We start from the raw sequence: 25,915 nt of genomic DNA, 5'->3' as shown, positions 1-25,915 counted from the left end.
TCTTATCTAAACTTGACCCTCAATCTCTTGCAAGCAAAGACAAAAATGATAGAATAAGGTATGGCAACATCAAGGAGGTGAATCTACGTTGGATCCTAACCTTATAACAAGTAAGAATATGATTATTAACATTACACAAAACGCCTTAAAATTCCTCCAGAAGGCCAAAAAAAATAAGCTTTACATAAAACGTCTGGTTGTCACACAATGCTGTATCCCTCTTTCCACTCCCCCTACTGTACGTAAAGGAAGTCCCAGAAAGCCTGAAAACTACTACCAGTTTAATACAGATGGGATTACTGTTTTCTATGATCGTGACCTAATTCACAAATCTCAACTTACTATCGATACTGAAGGATTTGGTTTTTCCGAACGATTAATGATTTCTGATTGGATTATTAAATACTAAAGTCGGCTTTATCAGCCGACTTTTTTCATCCTATTACTCAATCTATCTAACTTTAATGTTTCATTTCAGAACTTGCAAACTCATTTTATAGTCGTAGATAAGCTCATTAAACTCCTCTGGAGTTCCGTTTTCCCGAACTAACCTTTGGGCCTTTTTCAATAAGTATTTATGTACATCTTCTCTGCCAATCAGAAACTTAATCATTTTCTTCATATTTACATCATTAGTCAATTCCAGAAGTTGCTTATATAAGCGAATCGCTCTTGTTTCTGACTGTATATCCATTTGCAAAAGTTTATTGAGATCAAAACTCTGATCATTGTGCTTAATTTCCCTTAGAGCATCTTGAGCATTCAGCAAGGTTAATGGTGGTCCTCCTAATTTACTTACGGCTACCGAAATTAACTCCATATGCCCAAATTCTTCCGCAGTGATAATGCCTAACAACTCGCGGATATGCCGGTTAGATATAAAATATCTTTGGTGAAAGTATTGTAGGGCAGAAGATAATTCACCATCTATCCCAGAATAATGTTCTATGAGCAATTTAGCAAATGCCGGATCTTCTCGTTCAACATGAATCGGATAAAACAAACGCTTACTATAATTAAACATTCCCTTCTCACCTTCTTATTAAGAGTCCTGCCTTTATTATATGGAGATAGACTTGGCGAGGTCACACTTTCCTTATGGTGTTCATACACTAATCTCGAGGAAGTGAAGACGAGTGTTGTTAAGTTGTCCTAATTGTCAGAGCCTGGATCACTTAAGTAAATGGATTCAGTATACGGCTCAAACTCTAAATATCAACATAATCCCGGCAGCAAAAAGTCCAATTTATGTATGTCCAAAATGTTTTAATACCTCACCGAGTAGAATCTTACCCCGGATCAACCATTAGGCAGCAGTTAAATCCATCACAACATATCTAAAGCATCCCGGCAGCTATGACTTACCCCCAAGACAGTTCAAATTTGGGCAGAGAACAAGGATCTTACCTTCGTTAACAGGCAAGGTCCTTGTTCTCTGTATTTTTTCCATATAGGCAGTAAACAGAAAAGATCTTCGGAAATCAAGTAACGAAAGGTCATACATCTGAATAATAAAAAATCCCCTCCATTTCATAGAGGGGAAAAGAAAGAAGGGGAGAAAAATGAGAAAGAATTTATATTAACCGCTAAAAAACGGATAATCATTGTCTACTGAGTTTAGTATAGATGATCACTGTTACATTACCATGAACTTTGTGTGAAGAATATGTTAAACATAAAAATGGAAATTTTAGTTTAACCCTTTAACTCCAATATCTCGGCGAAAATGAGCTTTGGGAAAATCGATTTCGTTAATCAGAGAATAAGCTTTTTCACGCGCCTCTTGCAAGGTGTTACCCTCCGATGTTATGCCTAAAACCCGGCCTCCATTACTTACAAGCTGGCCTTCAATAATTCCGGTTCCGGCATGAAAGACTACTACATCCGGATCACTCTCTTCGGGTAATCTGATCGGTATTCCTTTTGTGTAAGTTATTGGATAACCCTCCGCAGCCATTACAACGCAAACTGCAACCTCTTCTTTCCAATCTAATTGAACCTTAGAGAGATTTGTTTCTGTACATGACCAAAGAATAGGCAGAAGATCTGATTTAAGTCGTTTCATTACAACTTGAGTTTCCGGATCCCCAAAACGAACGTTGTATTCCAGAAGTTTAGGCCCCTGCTTCGTTAACATAAGCCCTAGAAACAATACACCTACAAAAGGAGTTCCTTGCTCTTGCATAATCTTAAGGGTTGGTAAAACAAGATCGTGCATAACTGTTTCTTCAAGTACAGACGTCCAGATTGGTGGTGGGCTGTAAGTCCCCATACCTCCTGTGTTCAGTCCCAGGTCATTATCCAAGGCCCGTTTGTGATCTTGAACAGGAACCATCGGCAAAGCTGTAACTCCATCTGAAAAACATAGCAAACTTACTTCTTGCCCTTCTAGAAACTCTTCAACCAGCAGTTTTTTGCCGGCAGAACCAAAACTGCCATCCATTATTTCATCCACTGCTTGAAGAGCAGTTATCAAATCCATTGCCACTATAACTCCCTTGCCGGCGGCTAATCCATCCGCTTTTAAGACACAAGGGGCCCCAATGGTTTCGATATACTTTTTGGCCTGGATTGGATCTTCAAAAACTTGACACTGTGCTGTTGGGATATTAGCACTTTGCATAATCATCTTGGCATAGGATTTACTGCCTTCCAACTGGGCTGCAGCCTTTGAGGGGCCAAAAATTCGCAAACCTGCCTCCTGAAAAGCATCTACGACGCCTATACTCAAAGGATCCTCCGGACCAACAACCGTTAGATCAATTTTTTCATTAACTGCAAATTCCACCAGTGCCCCAATGTCTTGTGCGGAAATTGGAACATTCCAGTACTCAGTGCCGGCATTTCCCGGCGCCACATATAAACGTTCAAGTTCAGGGCTTTGGGCCAACTTCCAAGCCAGTGCATGTTCACGACCACCGCTGCCGATAATTAAAACCCGATGCTTCTTCACCTTTTCACCCCACTTGTCATTTAGCAGAAACTACCGTTCCCAAAATAAGACTGAACTAAATCAGTTAAAAATGTTAACTAATGCTGAAAATGTCTGCGATGGGTAAAGACCATGATCATATTTAAACGATTCGCTGCTTCAATTACAGCCTCATCCCTAACAGATCCTCCAGGCTGAACAATTGCGCGGATTCCGGCACGGGCAGCCTCTTCAATAGAATCCGGGAATGGAAAGAATGCATCCGAAGCTAAATAAGCTCCGTTAGCGGCATCTCCGGCTTGATCAAGTGCAATCTTAACGGAGCCCACCCGATTCATCTGCCCGGCTCCAACTCCCAGAGTGCGCTTGTGATCAGCTACAACGATAGCATTTGACTTGACATGCTTGACAATGCGCCAGGCAAAATCAAGAGCGACCAAATCTTCTTCCGTAGGCTTTTGCTCTGTCACAAACTCCCATTCAGATACCGGAGTAGTCCCTCGATCAATCTCTTGCACAAGGTAACCGCCTTCAACACTTCTATAAACCCAACCGGACATGACTTTGCCCAATTCTCCTCTTCCTACCACAAAGAGTCGCAGATTTGTTTTAGAGCTAAGAATCTCTCGTGCTTCCGGACTAAAGTCAGGCGCGATTATAACCTCATAGAATCGCTCTTTAAGCGCCTCGGCACACGCTGTATCTACTACACGATTAAAAGCGATAATCCCACCAAAAGCAGAGATTGGGTCTGCGGCAAACGCACTTTCATAAGCCTCAAGAGGCGTCTTGCCCATTGCCACTCCACAAGGGTTGGTATGTTTAATGATTGCAGCTGCACAAGTTTCAAATTCCCGCACGAGCTTCCAAGCAGCGTTCATATCGATCCAATTATTATAGGAAAGTTCTTTCCCTTGAAGTTGTTTTCCGTTGGCAAGTGTCCCTACCCCAGCCTCAGCATTGATATAGAAGGCAGCCTTTTGCTGTGGATTTTCGCCGTAACGAAGTTCTTGAACTTTTTGGGCAGTTATACGCAGTGTCTCCGGAAATGTATCCGGTGGTTCAAGTTGCCGCTCTAAGTACCCGGCAATTAGACGATCATATTCAGCAGTATGGGAAAAGGCTTCAGCAGCCAGTCTCTTCCTCATACCGGCGGGAACTGTTCCAGCTTCTCGAAGCACACTTAATACTTCTTCGTAAGATTCTGGATTGACAATCACGGTAACCCGTCCGTGATTCTTAGCTGCTGCGCGCACCATCGTTGGCCCACCAACATCAATGTTTTCTATAGCTTCTTCAAAGCTAACTCCAGGCTTAGCTATAGTCTCCCGAAATGGATAAAGATTAACAACTACTAAATCAATATATTTAATTCCGTTTTTTTCCATTTGCTCCATGTGTTTGACACTATCGCGAGCTAAAATTCCCCCATGAATTAACGGGTGGAGGGTCTTAACTCTGCCATCTAGAACTTCAGGAAATCCAGTGACCTCACTCACATATTTGACCGGAATATTAGCCTCATCTAATGCTTTATAAGTTCCTCCGGTAGATATTAACTCAAAGCCGATATCTACAAGTTCACGGGCAAAGGAAACAATACCCGTTTTGTCTGAAACACTTATGATTGCTCTTCGCTTCATCTCAATTCCTCCTGTTGCAAAATCTGTACTCTTCGTCCAGACCGTTTTACTTGCCCTAAGGCTAGCAAGCGAACGGCTTCCGGATAGAGACGGTGTTCCACCGCTAAAATTCTCTGAGACAAGCTCTCTTCCGTATCCTCTTGGAGCACAGGTACGGCTTCTTGTAAAATAATCGGACCACTATCCAAGCCTTCATCTACAAAGTGTACAGTACAACCACTTACTTTAACCCCATATTCAAGCGCCTGGCGTTGAGCATGCAGACCAGGAAAAGCAGGCAATAAGGAAGGATGGATATTAAGAATGGGAAAAGGCACTTCCCTCATAAACGAGGGACTCAAAACCCTCATATACCCAGCCAGAAGTAAAAGTTCTACCTCATTTTCTCTTATCCAATTTAAGATATCTGCCTCTTGGGCTTGACGATGGAGGTACTGATTAATGGGAAAAACACGACTTGGGATTCCCGCCTCTTCAGCGTGCATAAGTGCGCCGGCTCCTGGAGAATCCGATCCAACTGCCACAATCCGGATAGGCAGACTGCCACTTTGATAGGCTTTGATCAGTGCTTGGAGATTACTCCCTCGGCCCGATGCCAGTATTGCCGTCCTCATAAGCCACACCTTCCCCCATTATGACACTCCCTAAAACAAAGTTGTTTTCACCTAATTCATCGAGTTTCTGTCGCACCAGACTCTCATCTTCCGCACGTACCACAAGGACAAAACCAACTCCCATATTGAATGTCCGATACATTTCTGTCCAGGCAACATCTCCTAAACGTTGAATCAGCGAAAAGATTGAAGGACGCTCCCATTTTGTAATATCAATTTTAGCCCCCAGACCTGCCGGCAAAACCCGTGGAACGTTATCTGTTAACCCACCACCAGTAATATGAGCCATTCCAAGTATCTCTACTCCAGAAAGAAGGGATAAAATAGATTTAACATAAATACGGGTTGGCCGCAGTAAGGCATCTCCAAGAGATTCCCCTAACTCAGGGAATTTTTCATCCAAGGAATAGGGAGCAAAGACTTTTCGGGCTAGAGAGTAACCATTGCTATGTAGACCGGATGAAGGCAAACCGATAAGGATATCTCCTACACGAATTTTTGAGCCGTCTATTAACTTATCTTCATTCACCACGCCCACCGAAAATCCTGCTATGTCATATTCATCTTCTGCATAGAAACCAGGCATTTCCGCAGTTTCTCCTCCAATTAAGGCACAACCAGCCATTTCACACCCTCTGGCAATTCCCTCAACAACCTGGGACAGCCTTTGTGGCTCGACTTTACCTACGGCTAGATAATCAAGAAAGTATAAAGGCTCCGCCCCTTGTACTAAGATATCATTGACGCACATAGCGACTGCATCTTGCCCAATGGTATCATGTCGATTCATTTGAAAAGCTAGGCGCAGCTTCGTACCTACTCCGTCGGTTCCTGAAACGAGGACTGGATTTGGGTATTTAGCCAAATCCAGTTTGAAAAGCCCGCCAAAACCCCCTAATCCGCCGAGAACCTCTGGCCGAAGAGTCCGAGCAACCGCTGGCTTTATACGTTCTACTACTTCATTCCCAGCTTCAATATCAACACCCGCATCTCGGTAAGAATATCCCAAGATTAATTCCTCCTACTCTTAATGTGTCAGAGCTTATAGCATTACCTATACTCTACCATAGTAAGTTAAAAAATCAGTCCAAATGACTTTCAGTCTTAGGGTTAGTCTCTTAATCCCCGAGACTGGCCATTCCCTTCAGAATATGTTCTGAGATTCAAAGTTCTTTTTACCTCTGTTTAAGTTGGAAACGGGGATAGGATAGGATCCATTAAAACATGCCAAACAAACAGACTCTGTCCCTAAAGCGCGAAGCAAGCCCTCCTCAGAAATATAGTGCAATGAATCTGCTCCAACATACTTTCGAATACCTTCGACATCTAATTTGTTGGCAATAAGCTTTTCCCGTTCTGCGGTGTCAATACCATAGAAGCAAGGGTAAGCAACCGGAGGAGAACTGATTAAAAAGTGTACCTCTTTAGCACCTGCGTTCTTAACCATTTCAACCAATTTAGAACTAGTGGTTCCTCGGACAATAGAATCATCGATCATTACAACTCGTTTATCTTTAAGCACGCTGGCATTGGCATTAAGCTTAAGACGAACTGCTACTTCTCTCATGGCCTGTGTGGGCTGGATAAATGTTCTGCCGACATAACGATTTTTAATAAGCCCCTCTCCAAAGGGTATTCCCAGGGCTGTGGCATATCCCAGAGCTGAAGCGGTGCCAGAGTCTGGAACTGCAATTACAAGATCTGCATCGATAGGACATTCACGTGCCAGTTCGATCCCCATCTGGCGCCGACTTTCAGCAATATTCAACTGATCCATGGTACTATCAGGTCGAGCAAAATATATATATTCAAAGGCACAGGACGCCTGCTTAGTTATCATTAGGCCTCGGCGTGAGTGCAAGCCTTCTTCATCGATTATTATAATTTCACCGGGTTCCACATCTCTCACAAACTCTGCCCCTATGGTATCCAGAGCACAACTTTCCGAAGCAAGGCAATACCGCCCCCCTAAACTTCCAATGCATAAAGGACGAACACCCAGCGGATCACGGATACCAAAGAGTTTATCCTCTGCTAAAATAACCAAGGCATAGGCTCCGCGTAGATCCATCATAGTCTTAACTAAGGCATCTTCTAAGGAATCCCGACGGTAGCGGGTTATAAGATTAATAATCACTTCACTATCAACAGTTGTTTGAAAGACTGCACCATTTTTACCCAGTTCTTCTCTTAAATCTGAGGCATTAGTCAAATTCCCGTTATGGGCTAAGGCCATCATCCCTTTTTGATAGTGAACCACTAAAGGTTGAGCATTAGCCAACAAACTAGATCCCGTCGTAGAATAGCGTACATGTCCAATTGCCATTTTTCCCTTCAGACCATCCACTATTCTATCGGAAAACACTTCTGATACCAGGCCCATTCCTTTATGGACGTTAATGCTCCGTCCGTTCGAAACTGCGATTCCGGCGCTTTCCTGCCCGCGATGCTGTAAAGCATAAAGCCCATAATAGGTAAGACGGGCAACCTCCTGATCAGGAGCATAGATTCCAAAGACTCCACATTCCTCTTTCGGTTTGTCCTCTCCAAATTCGAACATTTTCGGCCCCTCTCTCCTCCTTAGTTCGAGCATGCGGCGAGGTACCTTAGAGCATTTCCTAAGCGAGTACTTCACCGCAATATTCCTAGGGATGAAACCACTTCCTAATTCAACTTAACTATAAATTCTTTATTATATCCCGACCTTTAGGCTAAGCAAGAACAGCCTTTACTCGGCGGTAAACTTCTTGATACGCTTCTTCAACCTTTCCTAAATCACGACGGAAGCGATCCTTATCCAACTTTTCGCGGGTTTCAATATCCCAATACCGACAGGTATCCGGGGAGATTTCATCTCCCAGATATATTTTTCCATCACGAATTCCAAATTCAAGCTTATAATCAATTAGTTCAATGCCCGCTTTTACTAAAATCGACTGTAGGATTGAGTTTACTTTTAAGCCTAATGCTTGAATTTCCGTAGCAACTTCCCTACTTGCCCAGCCCATTGCCTCAACATGGGATTCATTAACCAACGGATCCCCTAGTGCATCATCTTTGTAATACAACTCAACTACCGGATGTGGAAGCACGAAACCTTCCTCTACTCCTAAACGCTTTGACAAACTTCCAGCAACAATATTGCGAACAACAACTTCTAGGGGAATCATTTCTAAACGATAAACAAGCATATCTCTATCACTTAATAAATCAACAAAATGGGTTGGAATTCCTGCCTTTTCTAATTCAACAAAAAACAAGGCAGACAGCTGGTTGTTAACTAATCCCTTGTCAAGGATTTGACCCTTTTTTTCACCGTTGAAGGCAGTAGCATCATCCTTATAGGCTACCCAGAAATACTCATTTTGATCGGTATCATAAACCCGCTTAGCTTTTCCTTCATAACGCAATTCTAACTTTTCCATACTAGTTACCCCTCTCTTAATCGCAGTCATTTAAACTCTAACCTTACTTCATGGTTGTTTACTCGCTCTTTAGCTCTATTTTCGTTATTTCTCCGTTGTCTAAATAAGCTCTAGCCGCTGAAAAATATCGGTTACATGCTTGGTATGATACCCATAATCAAAGAGTTCGCTAATTTCTTTTTCATCTAAATATTCCCGTATCTTAGAGTCTTTACTGATTAAGTTCTGAAACTGCTCTTTAGTATTCCAGGCTTCCATTGCATTGGTTTGTACCAGAGCATAGGCAGCCTCGCGACTAACCCCTTTGCTAACCAAGGCCAACATAACACGTTGGGAAAAAATCAGTCCACAGCCCTTATCAATATTGACTTTCATTTGCTCTGGGAATACATTCAGTCGATCTATTAGCTGAGTCATCTTATGAAGCATATAATCTAAGGCAATTGTGCTGTCTGGTAAAATCATACGTTCCGCTGAGGAATGAGAAATATCTCGTTCATGCCATAAGGCTACATTTTCTAGTGCAACTTGAGCATTAGCACGAATGACTCTCGCCATGCCACAAATACGCTCAGGAGTAATTGGGTTTTTCTTATGCGGCATTGCAGAAGAGCCTTTCTGTCCTTTTCCAAAGGCCTCCTCTACCTCATGAACATCCGTTCTCTGTAAATTACGAAGTTCAGTTGCTATTTTATCTAGAGTACTTGCGATGCCAGCAAGGGTTGTCATAAAAAAGGCATGTCGATCACGTTGGATGATTTGTGTCGAAATCAAGGCCGGCTTTAGGTTAAGTGCCTGACAAACATGGGCTTCTACTTGTGGATCAACATTAGCGAATGTCCCTACTGCACCGGAGATTTTACCCACTCTGATTTCCTCTCGGGCAAAGGCTAATCGCCCCTTCTGACGTCTGATTTCATCGTACCACAAAGCAAATTTCAACCCTAGAGTGATGGGTTCGGCATGAATTCCATGAGTACGGCCCATCATAAGTGTGTCCCGATGTTCAATGGCTCTACGGCGCAGAACCGCTTCCAGCCCTTCAAGTTTTGTCAGTAAAATCTCGGAAGCTTCAACTAATTGTAGAGAGAGTGCTGTATCAAGGATATCCGAAGAGGTTAGACCAAGATGAATATGTTTAGCTTCATCTCCCACGTGCTCTGCAACATTGGTCAAAAATGCCAAGACATCGTGCTGAGTAACCTCCTCGATCTCTTGTACCCTTTCCCAAGAGAATGCCGCCCTCTTTCGAATGATTTCAACCGCCTCATTCGGAATCTTCCCTAACTTAGCCCATCCTTCGCAAGCGGCAATTTCAATTTTCAGCCACAATTCAAGGCGATGCTCATCTGTCCAGATCCCTCCCATTTCCGGAAGAGTATAGCGTTCAATCATATTACTGTCCCCTTTATCCCTTCGCTTACCATCTTCTGCAATGCTTCGTCCTTGGTCTCAATGTCTTTCATCATTTTTGCTCGATAGTTTTTTACCTTGTCATTAAGAGGTTTATCCTGAGCGGCTAGAATCTGGACAGCGAGCAAAGCAGCATTTTTGGCAGCACCAATACCAACCGTTGCAACGGGAATCCCAGGGGGCATCTGAACGATAGAGTAAAGGGCATCAATACCCTGCAGGGATCCGCTGCTTAGTGGGACACCTATTACAGGCAATGTAGTGGCTCCTGCAATAACCCCAGGCAAATGGGCGGCTAATCCTGCTGCAGCGATAATTATTTTTCCACCTTGAGTTTCAAAAGCTTTTACCCAGGCTACGGTTCTCTCCAATGTCCTGTGGGCAGAGGAAATCTTAACTTCGAAATCAACTTCAAACTCACGGAGAACTTTTAAAGCATCTTCCATAACTTTGTAATCCGAATCACTACCCATAATAACCCCAATTTGGCTCATTTCTTTCGCCTCTTTCCTAGTATGTTTTCCTAAATTGTAAAAAAGCCCAGGCCTAAGGCAGATCCCCCCTTTTAAACAGAGTGAAACCTACCCGCCTGGGCTTTTATCCCTTCGGTGTAATTTGATCGCAATCAAACCTGTACCACTCGGACAATGCAAATCATAGCCCTAGGTACACTTTCGCTCATAGTCAGGTCATTTACGGCGGCCTGGTAGAAACTTGCGGACCATATCTCCGCGGATATATGAACTCCATATGAAATTTTCTAAGTTCATTTTACAAGAAGCTTATCTATAGGTCAATAGAAATTCCGAACATTATTAATTATTTTTAAAAAAACGTTCGACAACGGTAATGGACATGAGATTAACAAACATCTTTATTTAGACCATAAACTTGGTTTACGAGCACATAATGCCACAGCTTTATGTAATGATGTTCAAATCATCACAAGCTGTGGCATTTCGAGACATTTCCGAATACCAATTTCAAGCAATGGAAGTTGTCCGAAATCAGTGTCTCACCAACTCTCTTCTAAGGATTTTGTGAGTCTGCAGACTCTTCTGTTTTATAGATCGAATCCTTCGAAGTAATCCTATACTCCCCATTACCATTTTGAGTGATCCTGGAAATATGCCGAACCGGCAGCTTACAATTATCACAGTAACTATGAGCAAAGTATTTCTTTGCTTTTGTCATTTCTCTAGTTTTCTGCAAGATCTTATCACATTCAGGACAATGTATGCTCACTTTTGCTAATAAGGCTTTGAGCTCTCGAATCTTTTCCTCATTTTCTTTTTGTACTTTTCCCCAATCAATTATTGAATTAGAATCATCAAACACTTCCTTGAAAATTTCTGCTGTATAAAATGCATCACTCAAAGCATCATGAAATGGGAATGTTTTTTCAATCTTTAAGCTTTCAACAGCACTTTCCAAGCTCGGTTGCATTGTTAGACCTTCATGCTTCATATAGATTTGTTGGATATTTATGTATTTATCAAAAGACAGCGAATCTATGCCAAAAAACAAGCAATTATCTCTTAAGCCCAGCATATCATCATGCCCCCAAGAACATAAAACCGGATCTTTATCAACCCAATCACTAAAGCTTTTTATTGCTTCATTAAATGCTTTCCCTTTAATAACCATGTGTGAATTAATATTTGTTTTTTTCTTAACATAGGGATTAATTCTTTTATAAACTACAGGTCGAATAATTGAATTGAACTCCCCAATAGTCTCCAGATTTTCGTTTAGCTTTACAGCTCCAATCTGGATAATTTCACTTTTCAAAGAAGGATTTGCGTAATCTCCTTCGTTAAACTTGAAAAACATATTAAATTCAAGGTCAAATACAATATAGTTCATTTTGCCCTCCTCTGCTAGTCTATTATAATCCCTTTAAGAGATAAAAGCACTTAACTAGTCCTTATTTCCATAATATATCCAGTATTATTGCAATAACAGTATAGCTACCATACTTATGAATTGGAAATAAACAGGCCTAGATTATCTAAACATAGTATATTAACCACGTAAAAGACTAGATTTAAGAACATATGATCTACCTTTTGATTGGTAGCAAAAAAAAGGACACCTGCAAGATTGGATTCTCTTGTGGTATCCCTTTGTAACTATATTCTTGTTTACCAAAAGCTTAATTGTTGATAAGAAACAACCCTTTGGTATTGATTAAGCAGCTTGTCTAATTGTTGACTAACCTCAACGACTTCACTATCAACAAGGTTACGAGTTAGTTCGTATTTATTGAGTTTCTGACGTAATGCCTCAATTCTTTTCAAAAGTTTCTTTTCCACACGGATTCCTCCTGAAAATCTCTTCTCAAGAAGATTTTATTGCTTTAAAGATGAATTAGCAAGAATAAATTATCCATTAATAGGTAATCATTTGTCGTAATATGGTATCCCTTCCACATTAATTCCATAATATCAGATACTAAGCTATAATCTATATTTTATGCCTGTCGAAACCCAGCTTAAGGGAAGTTTAATGATGAATGCTGTGCTCTCAGACCCGGTTTCCGGGGCTAATTGTTCCTCCGTGTCGATAATAGTGTTATGTTCGACACGGCTTAATACTTACAGCACCCTCAGGGTGCTTAGTAACCATATGGTTATACTCACGTTTTGCCTTTTGACCATCTCACAACTATAGCGTAGAATTTCGGAATCAATTGGTTTTGCTAGTGTCTTCTAAGCTGGTAACAACAAAACAGGTGGCTATGATGACGCCAAAAAACTGGCTGAAATCATAACCACTTGCCAAATACTCATACACCCCTGAAACCCTTGGAAATCTAGTGTTTATGCCACCTCTACCCTACTCCCACTCAATGGTTCCAGGGGGCTTGGAGGTGATATCATAAACCACACGGTTTACACCCTTTACTTCGTTGACAATCCTTGAGGATATGTTATGCAGAAGCTCATAAGGGAGTCTGGCCCAATCTGCCGTCATGGCATCCTCACTGGTAACCGCTCGGAAAATGATAGGATACTCATAAGTTCGACCGTCTCCCATGACACCGACACTTTTGATGGAAGGGAGTACAGCGAAGCTTTGCCATAAATCACGGTACATGCCCGAACGGCGAATTTCTTCAAGGATGACTGCATCTGCTTCACGCAAAATATCTAACTTTTCACGTGTTACTTCTCCAAGAATTCGAATTGCCAGGCCAGGCCCGGGGAATGGTTGCCGCCAGACAATCTCCTCACTCATCCCTAATTCAATACCCAACTCACGAACTTCATCTTTAAAAAGCATACGTAATGGCTCAATAAGCTGAAATTTCATGTCTTCCGGCAAGCCGCCAACATTATGATGACTCTTAATTGTTTCAGCTGTATCCGTTCCACTTTCTACAATATCCGGATATAGCGTACCTTGAACCAAGAAATCTACTTGCCCCAATTTCGCTGCCTCTACTTCAAAAACACGAATAAACTCATTGCCAATAGCTTTACGCTTAGTTTCCGGGTCAGACACCCCTTCAAGCTTTTTCAGGAAACGCTCGTGGACATCTATAAAAACTAAGTTAAGCTTAAACTGCTCTGTAAAAATCTTTTTTACCTGTTCAGCTTCATTTTTACGCATAAATCCATGATCAACAAATACACAGGTTAGCTGATCGCCAACTGCACGATGTACTAAGGCTGCAGCTACGGAAGAATCTACTCCACCGCTCAAAGCACAAAGAACCCTTCCCTTTCCAACCTTAGCTCTTATTTCGGCAACCTGCAGCTCGATGAAAGATTCCATCGTCCAGTCTCCGGTACATTTACAAATATCAAAGAGAAACTTCTCCAACATCGCTTGTCCATCCGGGGTATGCTTAACTTCCGGATGAAACTGAACACCATAGAAATGACGCTGTTCATTCATCATGGCTGCAACGGGAGTATGACTAGTATGAGCAGCAACACTAAAGCCCTCTGGTAAGGTCTGGACAGAATCCCCGTGGCTCATCCAACAAGGACGCTCCCCTCCTAAGTCCTGCCAAAGGTCGGTTGCCTTATCGACTGTAAGTATAGTTTTCCCATATTCTTTTACTTCGGGGTGTTCAACACTCCCCCCTAATTGTACGGTCATCAACTGCATTCCGTAGCAAATCCCCAGTATGGGAATCCCTAGTGAATATATTTCTAAATCGACTGTAGGGGAATTCGGCTGATTGACACTTGCCGGTCCGCCAGAAAAAATTATCCCCTTAGGCCGACGGGCCTTTATTTCATCGATAGAGGTTTTATATGAAATCATTTCAGAATATACATGTGCCTCTCGCACTCGACGAGCTATTAATTGATTATATTGACCTCCAAAATCCAATACCAAAATGACTTCTTCTGTCACGATTATTCATCACCATTCTTATTTATTTAAATTAATTAAATTATCTCATAAGCTTCCTGTTTTAATACACCTACATAAGGCAAATTGCGATATTCCTCATTAAAGTCCAAGCCATACCCTACTACAAATTCATCCGGAATTGAAAAGCCATTATAATCAGGGGTGACATCTGCCTGTCTGCGTGCAGCCTTGTCAAGAAGTGTAACTACTTTAACACTTAAAGGATTTCTTGCTTTAAGATTTGCTTTTAAGTATTTTAGGGTTAGTCCGGTATCAACAATATCTTCAGTAATTAAAATATGGACATCGTCAACGCTACGTTCTAAATCCTTAAGAATTCTTACTACTCCAGACGATTGAGTGGATGCGCCATAGCTTGATAATGCCATAAAATCATAGGCCAACGGCAATTTAATCTCTCGAATAAGGTCCGACATAAAGGGCACTGCCCCTTTCAAAATCCCAAGAACTAAAAGTTTCTTGCCTTCATAATCTCTAGTAATTTCTGCCCCTAATTCTGCAACACGTTTTCCCAATTCTTCCCTTGATATCAGCACTTTCGCAATATATTCTTCCATTTAAGGCACCTCCACTATCCTATAAATTCAATAACTGAAAAACTCATGCCAAAACTATACCAGAGGCTTGCCCATTGTGCAAACGCTTTTATTACTTTAATGATATTTTATTCAAAGAAAGATAGGATTTAAAGTTTTTAAGTTTTTAATCATTCAAAAGAAATAGCAAGCAGTATGCTTATATATTTGCATTCTGCTTGCTATTAAACTTAGAACTCCTTTTTAAATGTTAGGTGCCTGAATATCTATCTTCTTACCAATATCTTTAAACTCGAGTGTCATCGTCATGGGGTCGGACTTGGCTTTGTTTTTCGCTTCAATAGCCGCTTTGACTATTGTTTTATCTGATTTGCGAATGTAAAGCGTATACTGGAAATCTGTCCAAAATACCTCCATCATTTGATTCTGTACACTAGGTTTTAATTGGCATACCCATACTCTATCACCATTTACTTTCTCTTGACCTCTAAGCATCACCTCTCCAATCTCTTTCATCTGAAGCGAAGATAAGGGATTGAGCTCCGCCAGAAAGACTTCCTGGGCTGCAGGAGCGTTAGCAAAACGAACCCACTTTTTGCTGAAGGGATCTTTACTATAGGTAGAATCACCAATTTTTATCATCTCTACCTCACTCCCGACTAGCTGACCCATAATTCGAATGTTCCCACCGTCCTTCTCCCCTTGAATCTGAGTAAGTACGCGATCTTTCCCCTCGACCCATTGGTGCTGGGTTAAACTGTAGCGAAAAGAGGGCGCTGCGTTTAGTCGTTCTAAACCGTGCGTGACCATATCGATGGGTTCTGGCTGCCAAAAAAAGCGTCCTAGAAATACCCCTATCAGCACGATGCTGATTCCGATGAGTAACCAAATTCCTCTTTTCTTCATCACATGCCCCCCTGGCGGAGTTCTTACCCTACTTATATGTGTACTTAGCTTGCCCTATTCCAACACAAGAACGACGGGCATTAACATTTACAATACTGCACTGTATTAATAAAAGTACCTAAGCCACAGAGAAAGGGCTTAAGTACTTTGTTAAATCCGCATTATCAAATGTGGGAACAGCTTATGATTGTTATACACTTAAGTCTACATGTTGAATTGTTCCTGCACTCCCATTCTCCCTAAGAAAAACTCCTGTTTTTTGAATTTGGGCCTCGAGGTGGTTACTGGTATTTTTTAAGGCAAAGCTCGTCTTGACATTTCCCAGATAGATAGCTCCAATTCCCTTTTCGCCAAGAGCTAATAATTGATCATTACCGTCAGCATCCTTTGTCCAGATACGCAGTTTTTCATAAATAGCATCATTCTCATCGATCCAGCCATTTTCGTCTAAATCATAATTAGCTAGATCAGAAAACCCATCCCCGCTGTTGGGCCCAAAAAGCTCCTTGCCATCGTTGATAATTCCATCCTGATTAAGGTCTAATGCTAAAAACCCGCTGCCAGGTCCGACGAAGGATATTTGATCCAATGCTCCATCAGCATCAATATCAAATGCATATTTTTTCTGTGTAACTGATGCGCTAGCTGAACCATAGTTGATAACTAGCGGGTCAATTAAGGCATCACCTCCACGGACACTGATATCATTCTTAGACATAAATTCTCGGCTAAGGTTTAATTGCAGATCTAGTTTGATTTCTTTGCCATCTTCAGTTTTTACCGCTGCATGAGCACTAAAGGATGTACTTTCCATCTCATAATAGGTCGTACTTTTGTTATAAATAAGTCCCCACCCTACGCTCTTCGGCATCTGTAAGCGCTGGATTGTAATAACCTTTGGGTCCTGGATTTTAAGGAATAGCTCGGGATCCTTAAGCTCAACCTTTTGAGGTATCGCAAACTTAATCCTTTTGCCTGTTAAGGCTTTAAATAACCTTTGGATAAGCTCAATTCTTCGTTTATCCGACTCGCTAAGCTGAAAAAGGGAATCTACTTCACTATAGGATTTGCTCACCTCATTTTCCTCAGACATCTGAAGATATTTAGCCTGTTCAGATATTTCTACCGTATCGCTCTCCAGCTTGGTAAAGTCAACTTGGTTAAAGGTATTCCCTCTGTTATCCCATGTTTTAAGGGACTCTAGGCTAACAGTTGCTTCAGAATAACTATGCTGGCTGCTCATAGCTACATCTGAGCTTGCGATTCTCATAAACCCACCTCCTGCCAATTATCATTAAAGTCAAACTGCCGTTTTAGTTCTTATCGGCACATAAATGCTGTGAATTTATAGTAAATATTAATATTTTGTTGCTTTCGACACAACATAGCATGTAAGCAAAATTATCGACATCTCCTATCAATTAACTAAGCTTATTAATGATTGTATTCAGATACATAACATGTAACCTTAGCTCAACAAGTTTCAATACTATTCGATTTTCATTATTTAGACAGCATCGAAAAAAACCAGTTACCATAAAACGACAGACATCATTCCTTAAATTCAGGAAATACTGGTATTTAAAGCTGAGATTGAAGGAGGAGTTCATGTTGAGCCACAAAGATCAGGCAACAAGAGAAGCTTTAGCAAGTGAATTAGGAGAACTTAAAACTAAATACTCTCAATTGGAAAAAGCATATACAGAGTTAAGGAACCAGACTTTAACGCCACAAAACATGAAAATTAACAATACAGTTTACCAGGAGTCAAATATTGAGGCCTTGAGCGAACTCGGACATTCTTAATGAATAGAAATAGTCGTTACACGACGGAAAGAGGCTCCACAATAATTCGCAAATTATGTGGAGCCTCTTATTTTCTATTCAAAGGTTGTCAAAACATGAGCATTCTTGGGTATAGATACAGTAGACTGGCTGATACCAAAGGTTTCAGGACAATCTTACATCATGCCGCCCATGCCACCCATGCCACCCATACCACCAGGCATAGCACCTGCTCCGCCATCTTTTGAAGGCAGGTCAGAGACTAAGCATTCAGTGGTCAAGAGCATAGCAGCAATCGAACCAGCATTTTGCAGAGCTGAACGGGTAACTTTCGCTGGGTCAACAATACCGGCAGCAATCATATCTTCATAGACTTCTGTTACAGCATTGAAGCCAATGCCTCTTGTACCGGATTCGCGAACTTTTCCAACAACAACGGAACCTTCGTGTCCGGCGTTATTGGCGATTTGACGAAGTGGCTCTTCGAGAGCACGACGAACAATACTTACGCCAGTTGCTTCGTCCCCAGTTAAGCTGAGTTTATCCAAAGCTTGGATTGCATCAATCAGGGTAGTACCTCCACCGGATACAATACCTTCTTCAACAGCAGCACGAGTAGCAGCTAAGGCATCTTCAATGCGGAGTTTCTTCTCCTTCATTTCAGTTTCAGTAGCAGCCCCAACTTGGATAACTGCAACCCCACCAGCTAATTTTGCAAGACGCTCTTGGAGTTTTTCACGATCGAAGTCGGAAGTGGTTTCATCGATCTGACGCTTAATAGCTTCAACACGCTTTTTGATGTCTTCGGTGTTTCCAGATCCTTCGACAAGTGTAGTCTCCTCTTTGGTTACGCGGACTTGGCGTGAACGTCCGAGCATTTCAAGAGTTGTGTTTTCTAATTTAAGGCCTAAGTCTTCAGTGATAACAGTTCCACCAGTTAGAACCGCGATATCTTCGAGCATTGCTTTACGACGATCACCAAAGCCAGGAGCTTTAACTCCGACGCAAACAAAGGTTCCGCGAAGTTTGTTAACTACGAGAGTAGCCAGAGCTTCTCCGTCGATATCTTCAGCGATAATCATTAGTTGGCGACCAGCTTGTACTACCTTTTCAAGGACAGGTAAAACGTCTTGAATTGCACTGATTTTCTTATCAGTGATTAAAATGAAAGGATCATTGAGTACAGCTTCCATTTTTTCAGTGTCTGTAATCATATAAGCGGAAATATAACCGCGGTCAAATTGCATTCCCTCAACAACTTCAAGCTCAGTGGTCATGCCTTTTGCTTCTTCAACAGTGATAACGCCGTCTTTTCCGACTTTTTCCATAGCCTGAGCAATCAGATCACCAATGGTTTTATCACTAGCGGAGATAGAGGCAACTTGAGCAATAGCTTCACTTGTTTCTACGAGTTTAGCATTAGCCTTGATGTCAGCCACAACAACTTCAACTGCTTGTTCAATCCCACGTTTAATGCCCATTGGGTTAGCGCCTGCTGCAACATTCTTAAGACCTTCGCGAATAATTGCTTGTGCCAAAACCGTAGCGGTTGTTGTACCGTCTCCCGCAACATCATTGGTTTTGGTAGCAACTTCTTTGACAAGCTGAGCTCCCATATTTTCAAATGGATCTTCTAACTCAATGTCACGAGCAATGGTAACCCCATCATTAGTAATCAGTGGAGATCCGAACTTCTTATCGAGAACGACATTACGTCCTTTTGGTCCTAAAGTTACGCGAACAGCTTCAGCTAGAGCATTAACACCGCGTTCTAAAGCATGACGAGCGTCTTGATTGAAAATAATTTGCTTTGCCAACGTATATTCACTCCTTAAAAATTTTCTTATTCAATTAACCAAGAATGGCTAAAATATCGTTTTCTTTGAGGATTAAGTATTCTTCACCGTCATATTTGACTTCGGTTCCAGCATATTTTGAATAAATTACGCGGTCGCCCACTTTGACCTCTAAAGCAATGCGTTCTCCTTTTTCCACTTTTCCAGGTCCAACAGCGACAATTTCACCTTCTTGTGGTTTTTCCTTAGCGGTGTCCGGCATAATGATACCGCTCTTTGTTTTTTCTTCCATCGGGAGTGCCTTAATAATTACCCGATCTGCTAGAGGTTTAATGTTCATGAAGAAAAGTCCCTCCTATTTTTTGTATTTTTTTATTAAATATTTGTTAGCACTCGACTCTATTGAGTGCTAACAATATATCTATAATAATATGCAAGGGGGTGCGGGAAAGCAACCCCCCTAATGCCTAAAAAATATAGATTTATGCCCAATTTACTCATCAAATCTTACAATTGCTTTTGTTTTCATGCACTTGTTAATTTAAACGGCTCAACCCCTCTCCCCTTGCGCATCTCCGTATTGTCTACCCACTATAATTACCAGATTCAGAACCTTCTATGCATGGATTTTATTCTAAACTTAATTTTAATTGTCTCTCTGAAACATTCTCATAAAGATTCCCTAATGCCTCCTGAACCTTAGGTTTTTTCAGATTAAGCAGGTAAATTTTGGTTTTCCCTATCCTCAAGTTTGGATCAGGATGCTCTTTTTCTCTGAGAATATCTTCTTTAAGCATATAGCGAATAAATTCCTTCACTTGCGAGATTGAACGTCCAAGAAGTTCTGTCAAGGCCGATCTGGCTTTTGTTGATGCTACGTAGGGTAAACGAATTTGAAGTGTTCCAAGGATCTGAATTCCTTGTTCCAAATCTTGTTCAGGTTGGTACTCTGGTTCATGTTTCTCCTGCAAAATCCACTGTAAAAGGTCATCTTCTTCACAATAGGGCTGCAAAGCATGATGAACACTTCCCGAAACCCCAATCACTTTAACATCTTTACCCCAGGCTCTTATTTTCCTTAGTAATGAGAGAAAGTCTCCATCTCCCGTTAGAAATAAAAACATATCAAAGGTGGATGCTCTGGTCAGCAAGATTTCTTGGGCTTCGAGCATTAGCTCTAGATCTGCTGCATTGCGACGAAGCTCAGTACTTGAATAATTATTTTTACCATAAACATGCCGTGTGAAAACATTAGTTTTCTCAAAGCTTGTTTGAGTTCTCCAAAATTCCTCACGATCAAAGTTAGCGTATAGATAAATTGCCATTAAATAAATATCATTACGATCAGTATAAAGTTGCAAGAACTGAACTAACTGTTCCGGTGATAAGTCAAACCCTCGGTCTAATAAACTAGTCCATATATTCTCATAATCCACAAATGCTATGGCTTTCAAATTAATCACCTCACCAGCCACTATCTCCTCTACTCTACTCTACGTAAATCTTTGGACAGACGTGACAAGCTTCGGTATCAATACCAACTTGTTAACAAAATCTTGATAAATCTGGTGTTAAGACTACAAGCAAATAGTTCCTTCTTTATTGAAATTTTACGCAAAACAATAGAAAGAGATTGACATCTTGTCAATCTCTTTCTATTGTTTTGCGTTCAGCAGCCTCTATTTTTAGCTAGTTTTGGTCAATTGCGCTGTTGAGGCACATTCACTAGCTTCCCCTTTGAGAATTTGAATCCCATGAGGTATCGCCGGCGCAATAGCTGCAAAACACTCACGCACTGCCTTAGGACTACCTGGCATATTAATAATCAAGGTTCTCTTCCTAAGGACTGCAATGGCCCTGCTTAACATGGCCTTTGGCGTTACCTTAAGACTTTCCATGCGCATCACCTCGGCAATTCCAGGAACCATACGATCAGCTACCGCTAGGGTAGCCTCTGGGGTTACATCTCGAATCGAGAATCCTGTTCCACCAGTGGTGAGAATCAAATCCAAGTTGAGTTCATCTGACCATTGACACATGGTTGCTTCTAATTGTGCTTGGTCATCAGGAAGCACTACATACTCCACAACCTCGCCATCAATTTCCTGAACGAGCTTGCTGAGGGTAGGGCCTGAGAGATCTTCCCGTTCTCCACGGGATCCTTTATCACTAGCCGTGATTATTCCAACACGAAGCATTACTCAATCACCTCAATAATGTCTCCAACTCGAACAGCTCCACCCTCCAGGAGACGAATAAAAATTCCTTCTTTGGGCATAACACAATCTCCTGCTTGATGGTAAATCGCACATCTAGTATGACATTCTTTACCAATCTGGGTAACTTCCCCTACGCTTGTAGCCCCAATCTTCAGCTTAGTACCAATTGGAAGGGTAAAAAGTTCTATTCCCTCTGTCGTTAAGTTCTCTGCAAAATCCCCAGGCACTACCTTCAAGCCTTTCTCCTGCATCGTCTTTATGCTCTCCATAGCAAGCAGACTAACCATACGATGCCAATCTCCTCCATGAGCATCCCCTTCAAGCCCGAAATTGACCTTTAAGATTCCTTCACCTACATTTTTTTTGCGCATTCCTTTTCGTTCACTTGTACAAACAGCTACAATTTTCCCCACTATAAAAGCCCCCTCAACTAAATTGTACATATAGGAAACTTACGCATCTGGAGCTCTACTTCAATATGCGTCTGGTTGAACTTAGGCTTGTCTTACTTGCAATTTCTTCCCCTATAATGCAAGTCAATTGGCAGTTAGCCATGTATATAATGCCCGCTTTTCCCACCTATTTTTTCCACCAAATAAATATCTTTAATCATCATACTCTTGTCAATTGCTTTACACATATCATAGATGGTCAAGGCAGCCACACTCACAGCTGTCAATGCCTCCATTTCAACCCCGGTTTTGCCATGAACTTTCACACTTGCCTCGATGTCTATTTCACCAGGCTCCACAATTTTAAAACTAAGTTTAGCACCGGTAATCGCTAATGGATGGCACATAGGAATCAACTGGGATGTCTGCTTGGCCGCCATAATTCCAGCAACTTGGGCCACTCCCAAAACATCTCCTTTAGCAATTAAACCCGAGCGAATTCGCTCCAATGTCTCTGGCTTCATAAGTATCTTTCCCTGAGCTACTGCAACTCGTGCTGTCTCCGCTTTTTCACTGACATCCACCATACGAGCGCGGCCTTCCTCATCAAAATGTGTTAAATCCTCCACTCAAATTACCCTCCAATCTGAGACATTACGCGTGTATCTTGCCACGCTTCGTTATTCATATGATGCTCTGCAGGTTTATGCCATACTGTCTGAGCAAACAATTTCATAATCTCATGGTCTGAGATACCTGAACGCAAAACTTCTCGGAAATCAACTTCATGCTTGCTGTGCAGGCATGGCCTTAATTTTCCATCGGCAGTTAAGCGCACCCGATTGCAAGTATTGCAAAAATGGCGACTTAAGGCACTAATAAAGCCGATACTCCCCTTGAAACCATTGGGGCGAAAATACTCTGCGGGTCCTCCACCGGGTATGTCCTTAATGGGAATATCATCCTCAAGTCCTAGGAGTTCCTTCATTTCCTGAATAGGGACAAAATCTGACCTTTGTTCGGAGCTAACCCCAATCGGCATTAGCTCTATAAATCGAACGTGAAGGGGATACTCTTTAGCTAGGGTAAGAAAGTTCGGTAGCTCATCGGTATTAAATCCCCGGACAACCACGACATTAATTTTAACTGGGTTAAGGCCCGCCTCAAGGGAACGAAAAACCCCTTGAATAACTTTTGAGACGTCACCACCACGCGTGTTTTCGTAGAAACGATCTCGATCCATGGTATCTAAGCTAATATTAATGCGCTGAACCCCTGCTGACTTTATATCAAAAGCCATTTCCGGAAGTAACAATCCGTTAGTAGTTAGCATAAGATCCTCTACCCCCGGTAGTTGTGCACTTTCCTGTAAAAAATCTAAAATACCCTTGCGAACCAAAGGTTCACCACCTGTAACCCGAAAACGGCGGAAACCTAATTGCGTACTTATCCTCATTAATCTTAAAATTTCTTCGAAGGAGAGAATAGAGTCATGAGGCAGCCATTGAACTCCTTCAGCCGGCATACAATATTGACAGCGAAGATTACAACGATCTGTGACAGAAATTCTGAGATATTCAATTCGCCTAAGATATTGATCTTGCATTAAGACTCCTCTTTCTCAGATTGTTATTTTTGAACAACAAAAAAACCCACGGTCTGCAAACAACCGTGGATTAATTCCACCTGTCGACAGACTCCTTTCCAGCAGGAGATATTACAGTTTCCCATAATACCCGAGTGCCTAATGACACTTGTCTGGTCACCATTGCCTATGCTTTAGGTTACCCAGCTTCGGAGTAATTCAATTGTTTTCCCTTGATGTATAATTCGCCATTTAAAGCAAATTTCCTTTGTTGTATCTTCTTAAATTAATTATTTTTTATGATTTCATTATTTTCTATTTATTTTTATAAAAAAAATATTTAGGTTTCTTTAATAATATTGTACACTATAAGAAAGGCTATGTCCAAGGAGGATTTATGACAAATGAAACCGTTACTCATACGATTCTTAAAGCCAACGGTGAATTATTAGAATGGCTAGAGGATACAGTTGTTCGTGAAATTCCACTAACCGTCCACTATAACAGGGAGGAAATAGCAACACTATTGTGCTCTCCTTCTCAAATTGAAGAGCTTACCCTTGGCTTTTTATTTAATGAGGGATTTATCCGAGTTCCCGAAGACGTCTACGAAATACGACAAGATCCTGCAAACTTCATGATCTGGGTCGAAGGCAGGCCCTGCGTTTTACAAAAAGAGCTAATGAGTAAACGATACGTTTCTGCTTGTTGTGGTAAAAGCCGAGCGTCCTTTTGCTTTGCCAATGATGCGTTGATGGTTAAACCAATAACCTCCAACTATCGCATCTCTCTTCAAGAAGCTTATAATTATGCAAAATTCCTGCAGTCTTATCTACCGCTCTTTGCGAAGACGGGAGGGGTTCATAGCGGCGGAATAGGCTGCCAAGGAAAAGTCCTAATGACAAGTTACGATATCGGCAGACATAATGTTTTTGACAAACTAAGTGGGGAAGCTTTTCGCAAAGGATTAAATCTTGAAAACCATGTGGTTTTTTTCAGTGGTCGAGTTGCCTCAGAAATACTACTTAAGGTTGCCAAAATGAAAGCACCTATTCTTATTGCCCGCGGTGCTCCAACGGATATGGCTCTTTCCCAAGCAGCTGCCCTGAATATTACTGTTCTGGGATTTGCCAGGGATCAACGAGTAAATATTTATACTTGCCCTGAACGTATCGTGTGTAACTCTATATGAATCTAAATAGGGGTTATGGTCTTATTGATATGAGACCATTCTTCCGGTGTATTTACGTTGCAAAACGCCTTTGTTAAATCTGAAAAACGACCCATTTCCTTTTCATCCACATACTTAGCTGAACATACTGGGTAGAAATCAATAATCTTCAGGCGGCCTGCCTCAAGATTATTTTTTATTGCACTCAGACAGCGCCGATGATAAAAAGCATGTAATGGATGAAGGCCAGACTGAAGTCTTGGGACGACTACATCATAATCCAAACTCCACCTTGCTAAAAAACGAATAAGTTCTATTTCTAAAAACGGCATATCACAGGCTACAAAAAAAACTACATCATGCTTAGCTGCTTTAAGACCTTGATAAAGCCCCTCCAAGGGACCTCTACCTATAACCTCATCCCGAATAACCGGCAACTCATACTGGGTAAAGAGTTCAGGCCGATTACTACTGATTAACACCTCAGGAAATAAAGCCTTCAAGACCTTAAGACTTCGTTCTGCCAATGACTGCCCTTCTATCTCAAGAAACGCCTTATCCTTTTTCATCCGTGAGCTTTTTCCACCCGCTAATAAAACCCCGGTTGCCTGCAACTTGGGAGTCTGTATTTCGAATTTTGGAGTATTAATTTTTGAAGACCTCCTCATATTCAGCCAACGAGAAACGAGTCAAAATTCGTTTGCCTACAATGGTTACCGGAACTCCAATCAAATTCGTGACATTTCGCAATTCTTTTAAATTCTTCGGAATCAGGATATTCTTCTCTACAAACATAATTCCTCGTCCAGTGAGGAATCGTTTAGCTCGTGCACAATATGGGCAAAGAGGTAATGTATACATTACTATTTCTTGTTTCAAAAATCCTCACTCCCAATCATAAAAAACGCATATTCTATCTTCAATGTACCATATTCAAAGTTCTAAGTCACGTGTTGAGGGGACGGTCCTTTTAACACACTATATAGTGTGTTAAAAGGACCGTCCCCTCAACACGCCGACTAAAGGGACCCTTACGGGTCCCTTTAGTATCTTAGCTAACCTTGGATATTTTTACACCACATACTTTATACTCGTAGGTTTTGGTA

At 41.5% G+C, this 25,915-nt stretch carries 27 protein-coding genes and 2 riboswitches; of the genes, 3 read left to right on the top strand and 24 right to left on the bottom strand.

What is annotated here, in order from left to right:
- Positions 1-88: 88 nt before the first annotated feature.
- Entirely contained in the window at positions 89-409 is a 321-nt protein-coding gene (locus DP73_RS14695) for a CC/Se motif family (seleno)protein (RefSeq protein WP_034600478.1), read from the top strand.
- A 60-nt stretch (positions 410-469) separates the two neighbouring features.
- Here the strand turns inward: DP73_RS14695 and DP73_RS14690 are convergent, their stop codons facing one another.
- The 15 genes from DP73_RS14690 to DP73_RS14620 all read right to left on the bottom strand — a co-directional run bounded on the left by DP73_RS14690 (position 470) and on the right by DP73_RS14620 (position 17,131).
- The gene (locus DP73_RS14690) at positions 470-1,024 is read right to left on the bottom strand and encodes a manganese catalase family protein (RefSeq protein ID WP_034600477.1); all 555 of its coding nucleotides are present in this window, start codon (positions 1,022-1,024) and stop codon (positions 470-472) included.
- 666 nt (positions 1,025-1,690) lie between these two features.
- Positions 1,691-2,953: a phosphoribosylamine--glycine ligase gene (purD, locus tag DP73_RS14685; protein ID WP_034600476.1), complete on the bottom strand. Its 1,263-nt coding sequence runs from the start codon at positions 2,951-2,953 to the stop codon at positions 1,691-1,693.
- A 77-nt stretch (positions 2,954-3,030) separates the two neighbouring features.
- On the bottom strand, positions 3,031-4,575 hold the full coding sequence (purH, locus tag DP73_RS14680) for a bifunctional phosphoribosylaminoimidazolecarboxamide formyltransferase/IMP cyclohydrolase (protein WP_014901692.1): 1,545 nt from the start codon (positions 4,573-4,575) through the stop codon (positions 3,031-3,033).
- The gene (purN, locus tag DP73_RS14675) at positions 4,572-5,189 is read right to left on the bottom strand and encodes a phosphoribosylglycinamide formyltransferase (protein ID WP_034600475.1); all 618 of its coding nucleotides are present in this window, start codon (positions 5,187-5,189) and stop codon (positions 4,572-4,574) included. The genes purH and purN overlap by 4 nt, the downstream gene beginning before the upstream one ends.
- Entirely contained in the window at positions 5,152-6,198 is a 1,047-nt protein-coding gene (gene purM, locus DP73_RS14670; RefSeq protein ID WP_034600474.1) for a phosphoribosylformylglycinamidine cyclo-ligase, read from the bottom strand. Before purM ends, purN begins: the two co-directional genes overlap by 38 nt.
- Before the next feature lie 135 nt (positions 6,199-6,333).
- Positions 6,334-7,749 carry an amidophosphoribosyltransferase gene (gene purF / locus DP73_RS14665; protein WP_034600473.1) on the bottom strand — a complete coding sequence of 472 codons (1,416 nt, stop codon included), beginning with the start codon at positions 7,747-7,749 and terminating at the stop codon, positions 6,334-6,336.
- 151 nt (positions 7,750-7,900) lie between these two features.
- Positions 7,901-8,614 carry a phosphoribosylaminoimidazolesuccinocarboxamide synthase gene (gene purC / locus DP73_RS14660; RefSeq protein WP_034600472.1) on the bottom strand — a complete coding sequence of 238 codons (714 nt, stop codon included), beginning with the start codon at positions 8,612-8,614 and terminating at the stop codon, positions 7,901-7,903.
- Between the two features lie 99 nt (positions 8,615-8,713).
- Positions 8,714-10,009, bottom strand: coding sequence for an adenylosuccinate lyase (gene purB, locus DP73_RS14655; protein ID WP_034600471.1), 1,296 nt, complete (start codon positions 10,007-10,009; stop codon positions 8,714-8,716).
- Positions 10,006-10,521, bottom strand: coding sequence for a 5-(carboxyamino)imidazole ribonucleotide mutase (gene purE, locus DP73_RS14650; protein WP_034600470.1), 516 nt, complete (start codon positions 10,519-10,521; stop codon positions 10,006-10,008). The genes purB and purE overlap by 4 nt, the downstream gene beginning before the upstream one ends.
- Before the next feature lie 167 nt (positions 10,522-10,688).
- Positions 10,689-10,790, bottom strand: a riboswitch (purine riboswitch).
- A 266-nt stretch (positions 10,791-11,056) separates the two neighbouring features.
- The gene (locus tag DP73_RS14645) at positions 11,057-11,893 is read right to left on the bottom strand and encodes a 3'-5' exonuclease (protein WP_034600469.1); all 837 of its coding nucleotides are present in this window, start codon (positions 11,891-11,893) and stop codon (positions 11,057-11,059) included.
- 278 nt (positions 11,894-12,171) lie between these two features.
- On the bottom strand, positions 12,172-12,342 hold the full coding sequence (locus DP73_RS14640; protein WP_034600468.1) for an aspartyl-phosphate phosphatase Spo0E family protein: 171 nt from the start codon (positions 12,340-12,342) through the stop codon (positions 12,172-12,174).
- 523 nt (positions 12,343-12,865) lie between these two features.
- Positions 12,866-14,398 (bottom strand): glutamine-hydrolyzing GMP synthase, encoded by a 1,533-nt coding sequence (gene guaA, locus DP73_RS14635; protein ID WP_034600467.1) that lies wholly within the window; start codon positions 14,396-14,398, stop codon positions 12,866-12,868.
- A gap of 35 nt (positions 14,399-14,433) precedes the next feature.
- The gene (gene hpt / locus DP73_RS14630) at positions 14,434-14,976 is read right to left on the bottom strand and encodes a hypoxanthine phosphoribosyltransferase (protein ID WP_034600466.1); all 543 of its coding nucleotides are present in this window, start codon (positions 14,974-14,976) and stop codon (positions 14,434-14,436) included.
- 222 nt (positions 14,977-15,198) lie between these two features.
- Positions 15,199-15,861 (bottom strand): cbb3-type cytochrome oxidase assembly protein, encoded by a 663-nt coding sequence (locus DP73_RS14625; protein ID WP_034600465.1) that lies wholly within the window; start codon positions 15,859-15,861, stop codon positions 15,199-15,201.
- A 190-nt stretch (positions 15,862-16,051) separates the two neighbouring features.
- Complete coding sequence (locus DP73_RS14620; RefSeq protein ID WP_034600464.1) at positions 16,052-17,131, bottom strand: hypothetical protein; 1,080 nt, start codon at positions 17,129-17,131, stop codon at positions 16,052-16,054.
- Between the two features lie 338 nt (positions 17,132-17,469).
- Between DP73_RS14620 and DP73_RS14615 the strand changes: the two genes are divergently transcribed.
- Positions 17,470-17,667 (top strand): hypothetical protein, encoded by a 198-nt coding sequence (locus DP73_RS14615; protein WP_242865773.1) that lies wholly within the window; start codon positions 17,470-17,472, stop codon positions 17,665-17,667.
- Between the two features lie 155 nt (positions 17,668-17,822).
- Here the strand turns inward: DP73_RS14615 and groL are convergent, their stop codons facing one another.
- From groL to moaA, 7 genes are all read right to left on the bottom strand, one after another.
- Positions 17,823-19,463, bottom strand: a complete 1,641-nt coding sequence (gene groL, locus DP73_RS14610; RefSeq protein WP_034600463.1) for a chaperonin GroEL — start codon at positions 19,461-19,463, stop codon at positions 17,823-17,825.
- Positions 19,464-19,497: 34 nt separating this feature from the next.
- The gene (groES, locus tag DP73_RS14605; protein WP_014901676.1) at positions 19,498-19,782 is read right to left on the bottom strand and encodes a co-chaperone GroES; all 285 of its coding nucleotides are present in this window, start codon (positions 19,780-19,782) and stop codon (positions 19,498-19,500) included.
- Positions 19,783-20,071: 289 nt separating this feature from the next.
- Positions 20,072-20,896: an NYN domain-containing protein gene (locus DP73_RS14600; protein WP_034600578.1), complete on the bottom strand. Its 825-nt coding sequence runs from the start codon at positions 20,894-20,896 to the stop codon at positions 20,072-20,074.
- A 231-nt stretch (positions 20,897-21,127) separates the two neighbouring features.
- Positions 21,128-21,640, bottom strand: a complete 513-nt coding sequence (mog, locus tag DP73_RS14595) for a molybdopterin adenylyltransferase (protein WP_034600462.1) — start codon at positions 21,638-21,640, stop codon at positions 21,128-21,130.
- Positions 21,640-22,074, bottom strand: coding sequence for an MOSC domain-containing protein (locus DP73_RS14590; RefSeq protein WP_034600461.1), 435 nt, complete (start codon positions 22,072-22,074; stop codon positions 21,640-21,642). The genes mog and DP73_RS14590 overlap by 1 nt, the downstream gene beginning before the upstream one ends.
- A gap of 134 nt (positions 22,075-22,208) precedes the next feature.
- Complete coding sequence (gene moaC / locus DP73_RS14585) at positions 22,209-22,682, bottom strand: cyclic pyranopterin monophosphate synthase MoaC (RefSeq protein WP_034600460.1); 474 nt, start codon at positions 22,680-22,682, stop codon at positions 22,209-22,211.
- A 5-nt stretch (positions 22,683-22,687) separates the two neighbouring features.
- Positions 22,688-23,659 carry a GTP 3',8-cyclase MoaA gene (gene moaA / locus DP73_RS14580; protein WP_034600459.1) on the bottom strand — a complete coding sequence of 324 codons (972 nt, stop codon included), beginning with the start codon at positions 23,657-23,659 and terminating at the stop codon, positions 22,688-22,690.
- A 75-nt stretch (positions 23,660-23,734) separates the two neighbouring features.
- Positions 23,735-23,865: riboswitch (molybdenum cofactor riboswitch) on the bottom strand.
- A 170-nt stretch (positions 23,866-24,035) separates the two neighbouring features.
- On the opposite strand from moaA, the gene fdhD reads away from it, so the two are divergent.
- A complete protein-coding gene (gene fdhD / locus DP73_RS14575; RefSeq protein WP_034600458.1) occupies positions 24,036-24,830 on the top strand; it encodes a formate dehydrogenase accessory sulfurtransferase FdhD in 795 nt (264 codons plus the stop codon).
- A gap of 2 nt (positions 24,831-24,832) precedes the next feature.
- On the opposite strand, the gene DP73_RS14570 is transcribed toward fdhD, so the two are convergent.
- Together DP73_RS14570 and DP73_RS14565 are read right to left on the bottom strand one after the other, a co-directional pair.
- The gene (locus tag DP73_RS14570) at positions 24,833-25,477 is read right to left on the bottom strand and encodes a molybdenum cofactor guanylyltransferase (protein WP_348982436.1); all 645 of its coding nucleotides are present in this window, start codon (positions 25,475-25,477) and stop codon (positions 24,833-24,835) included.
- Positions 25,455-25,688, bottom strand: coding sequence for a glutaredoxin family protein (locus DP73_RS14565; protein ID WP_034600457.1), 234 nt, complete (start codon positions 25,686-25,688; stop codon positions 25,455-25,457). Before DP73_RS14565 ends, DP73_RS14570 begins: the two co-directional genes overlap by 23 nt.
- Positions 25,689-25,915 lie beyond the last annotated feature (227 nt).

This window comes from Desulfosporosinus sp. HMP52 (assembly GCF_000765145.1).
In the GTDB taxonomy this organism is placed as follows: Bacteria; Bacillota; Desulfitobacteriia; order Desulfitobacteriales; family Desulfitobacteriaceae; genus Desulfosporosinus.
The sequence above is the reverse complement of the archived record's forward strand: the minus strand, read 5'-3'. Positions and strand labels throughout refer to the sequence as shown.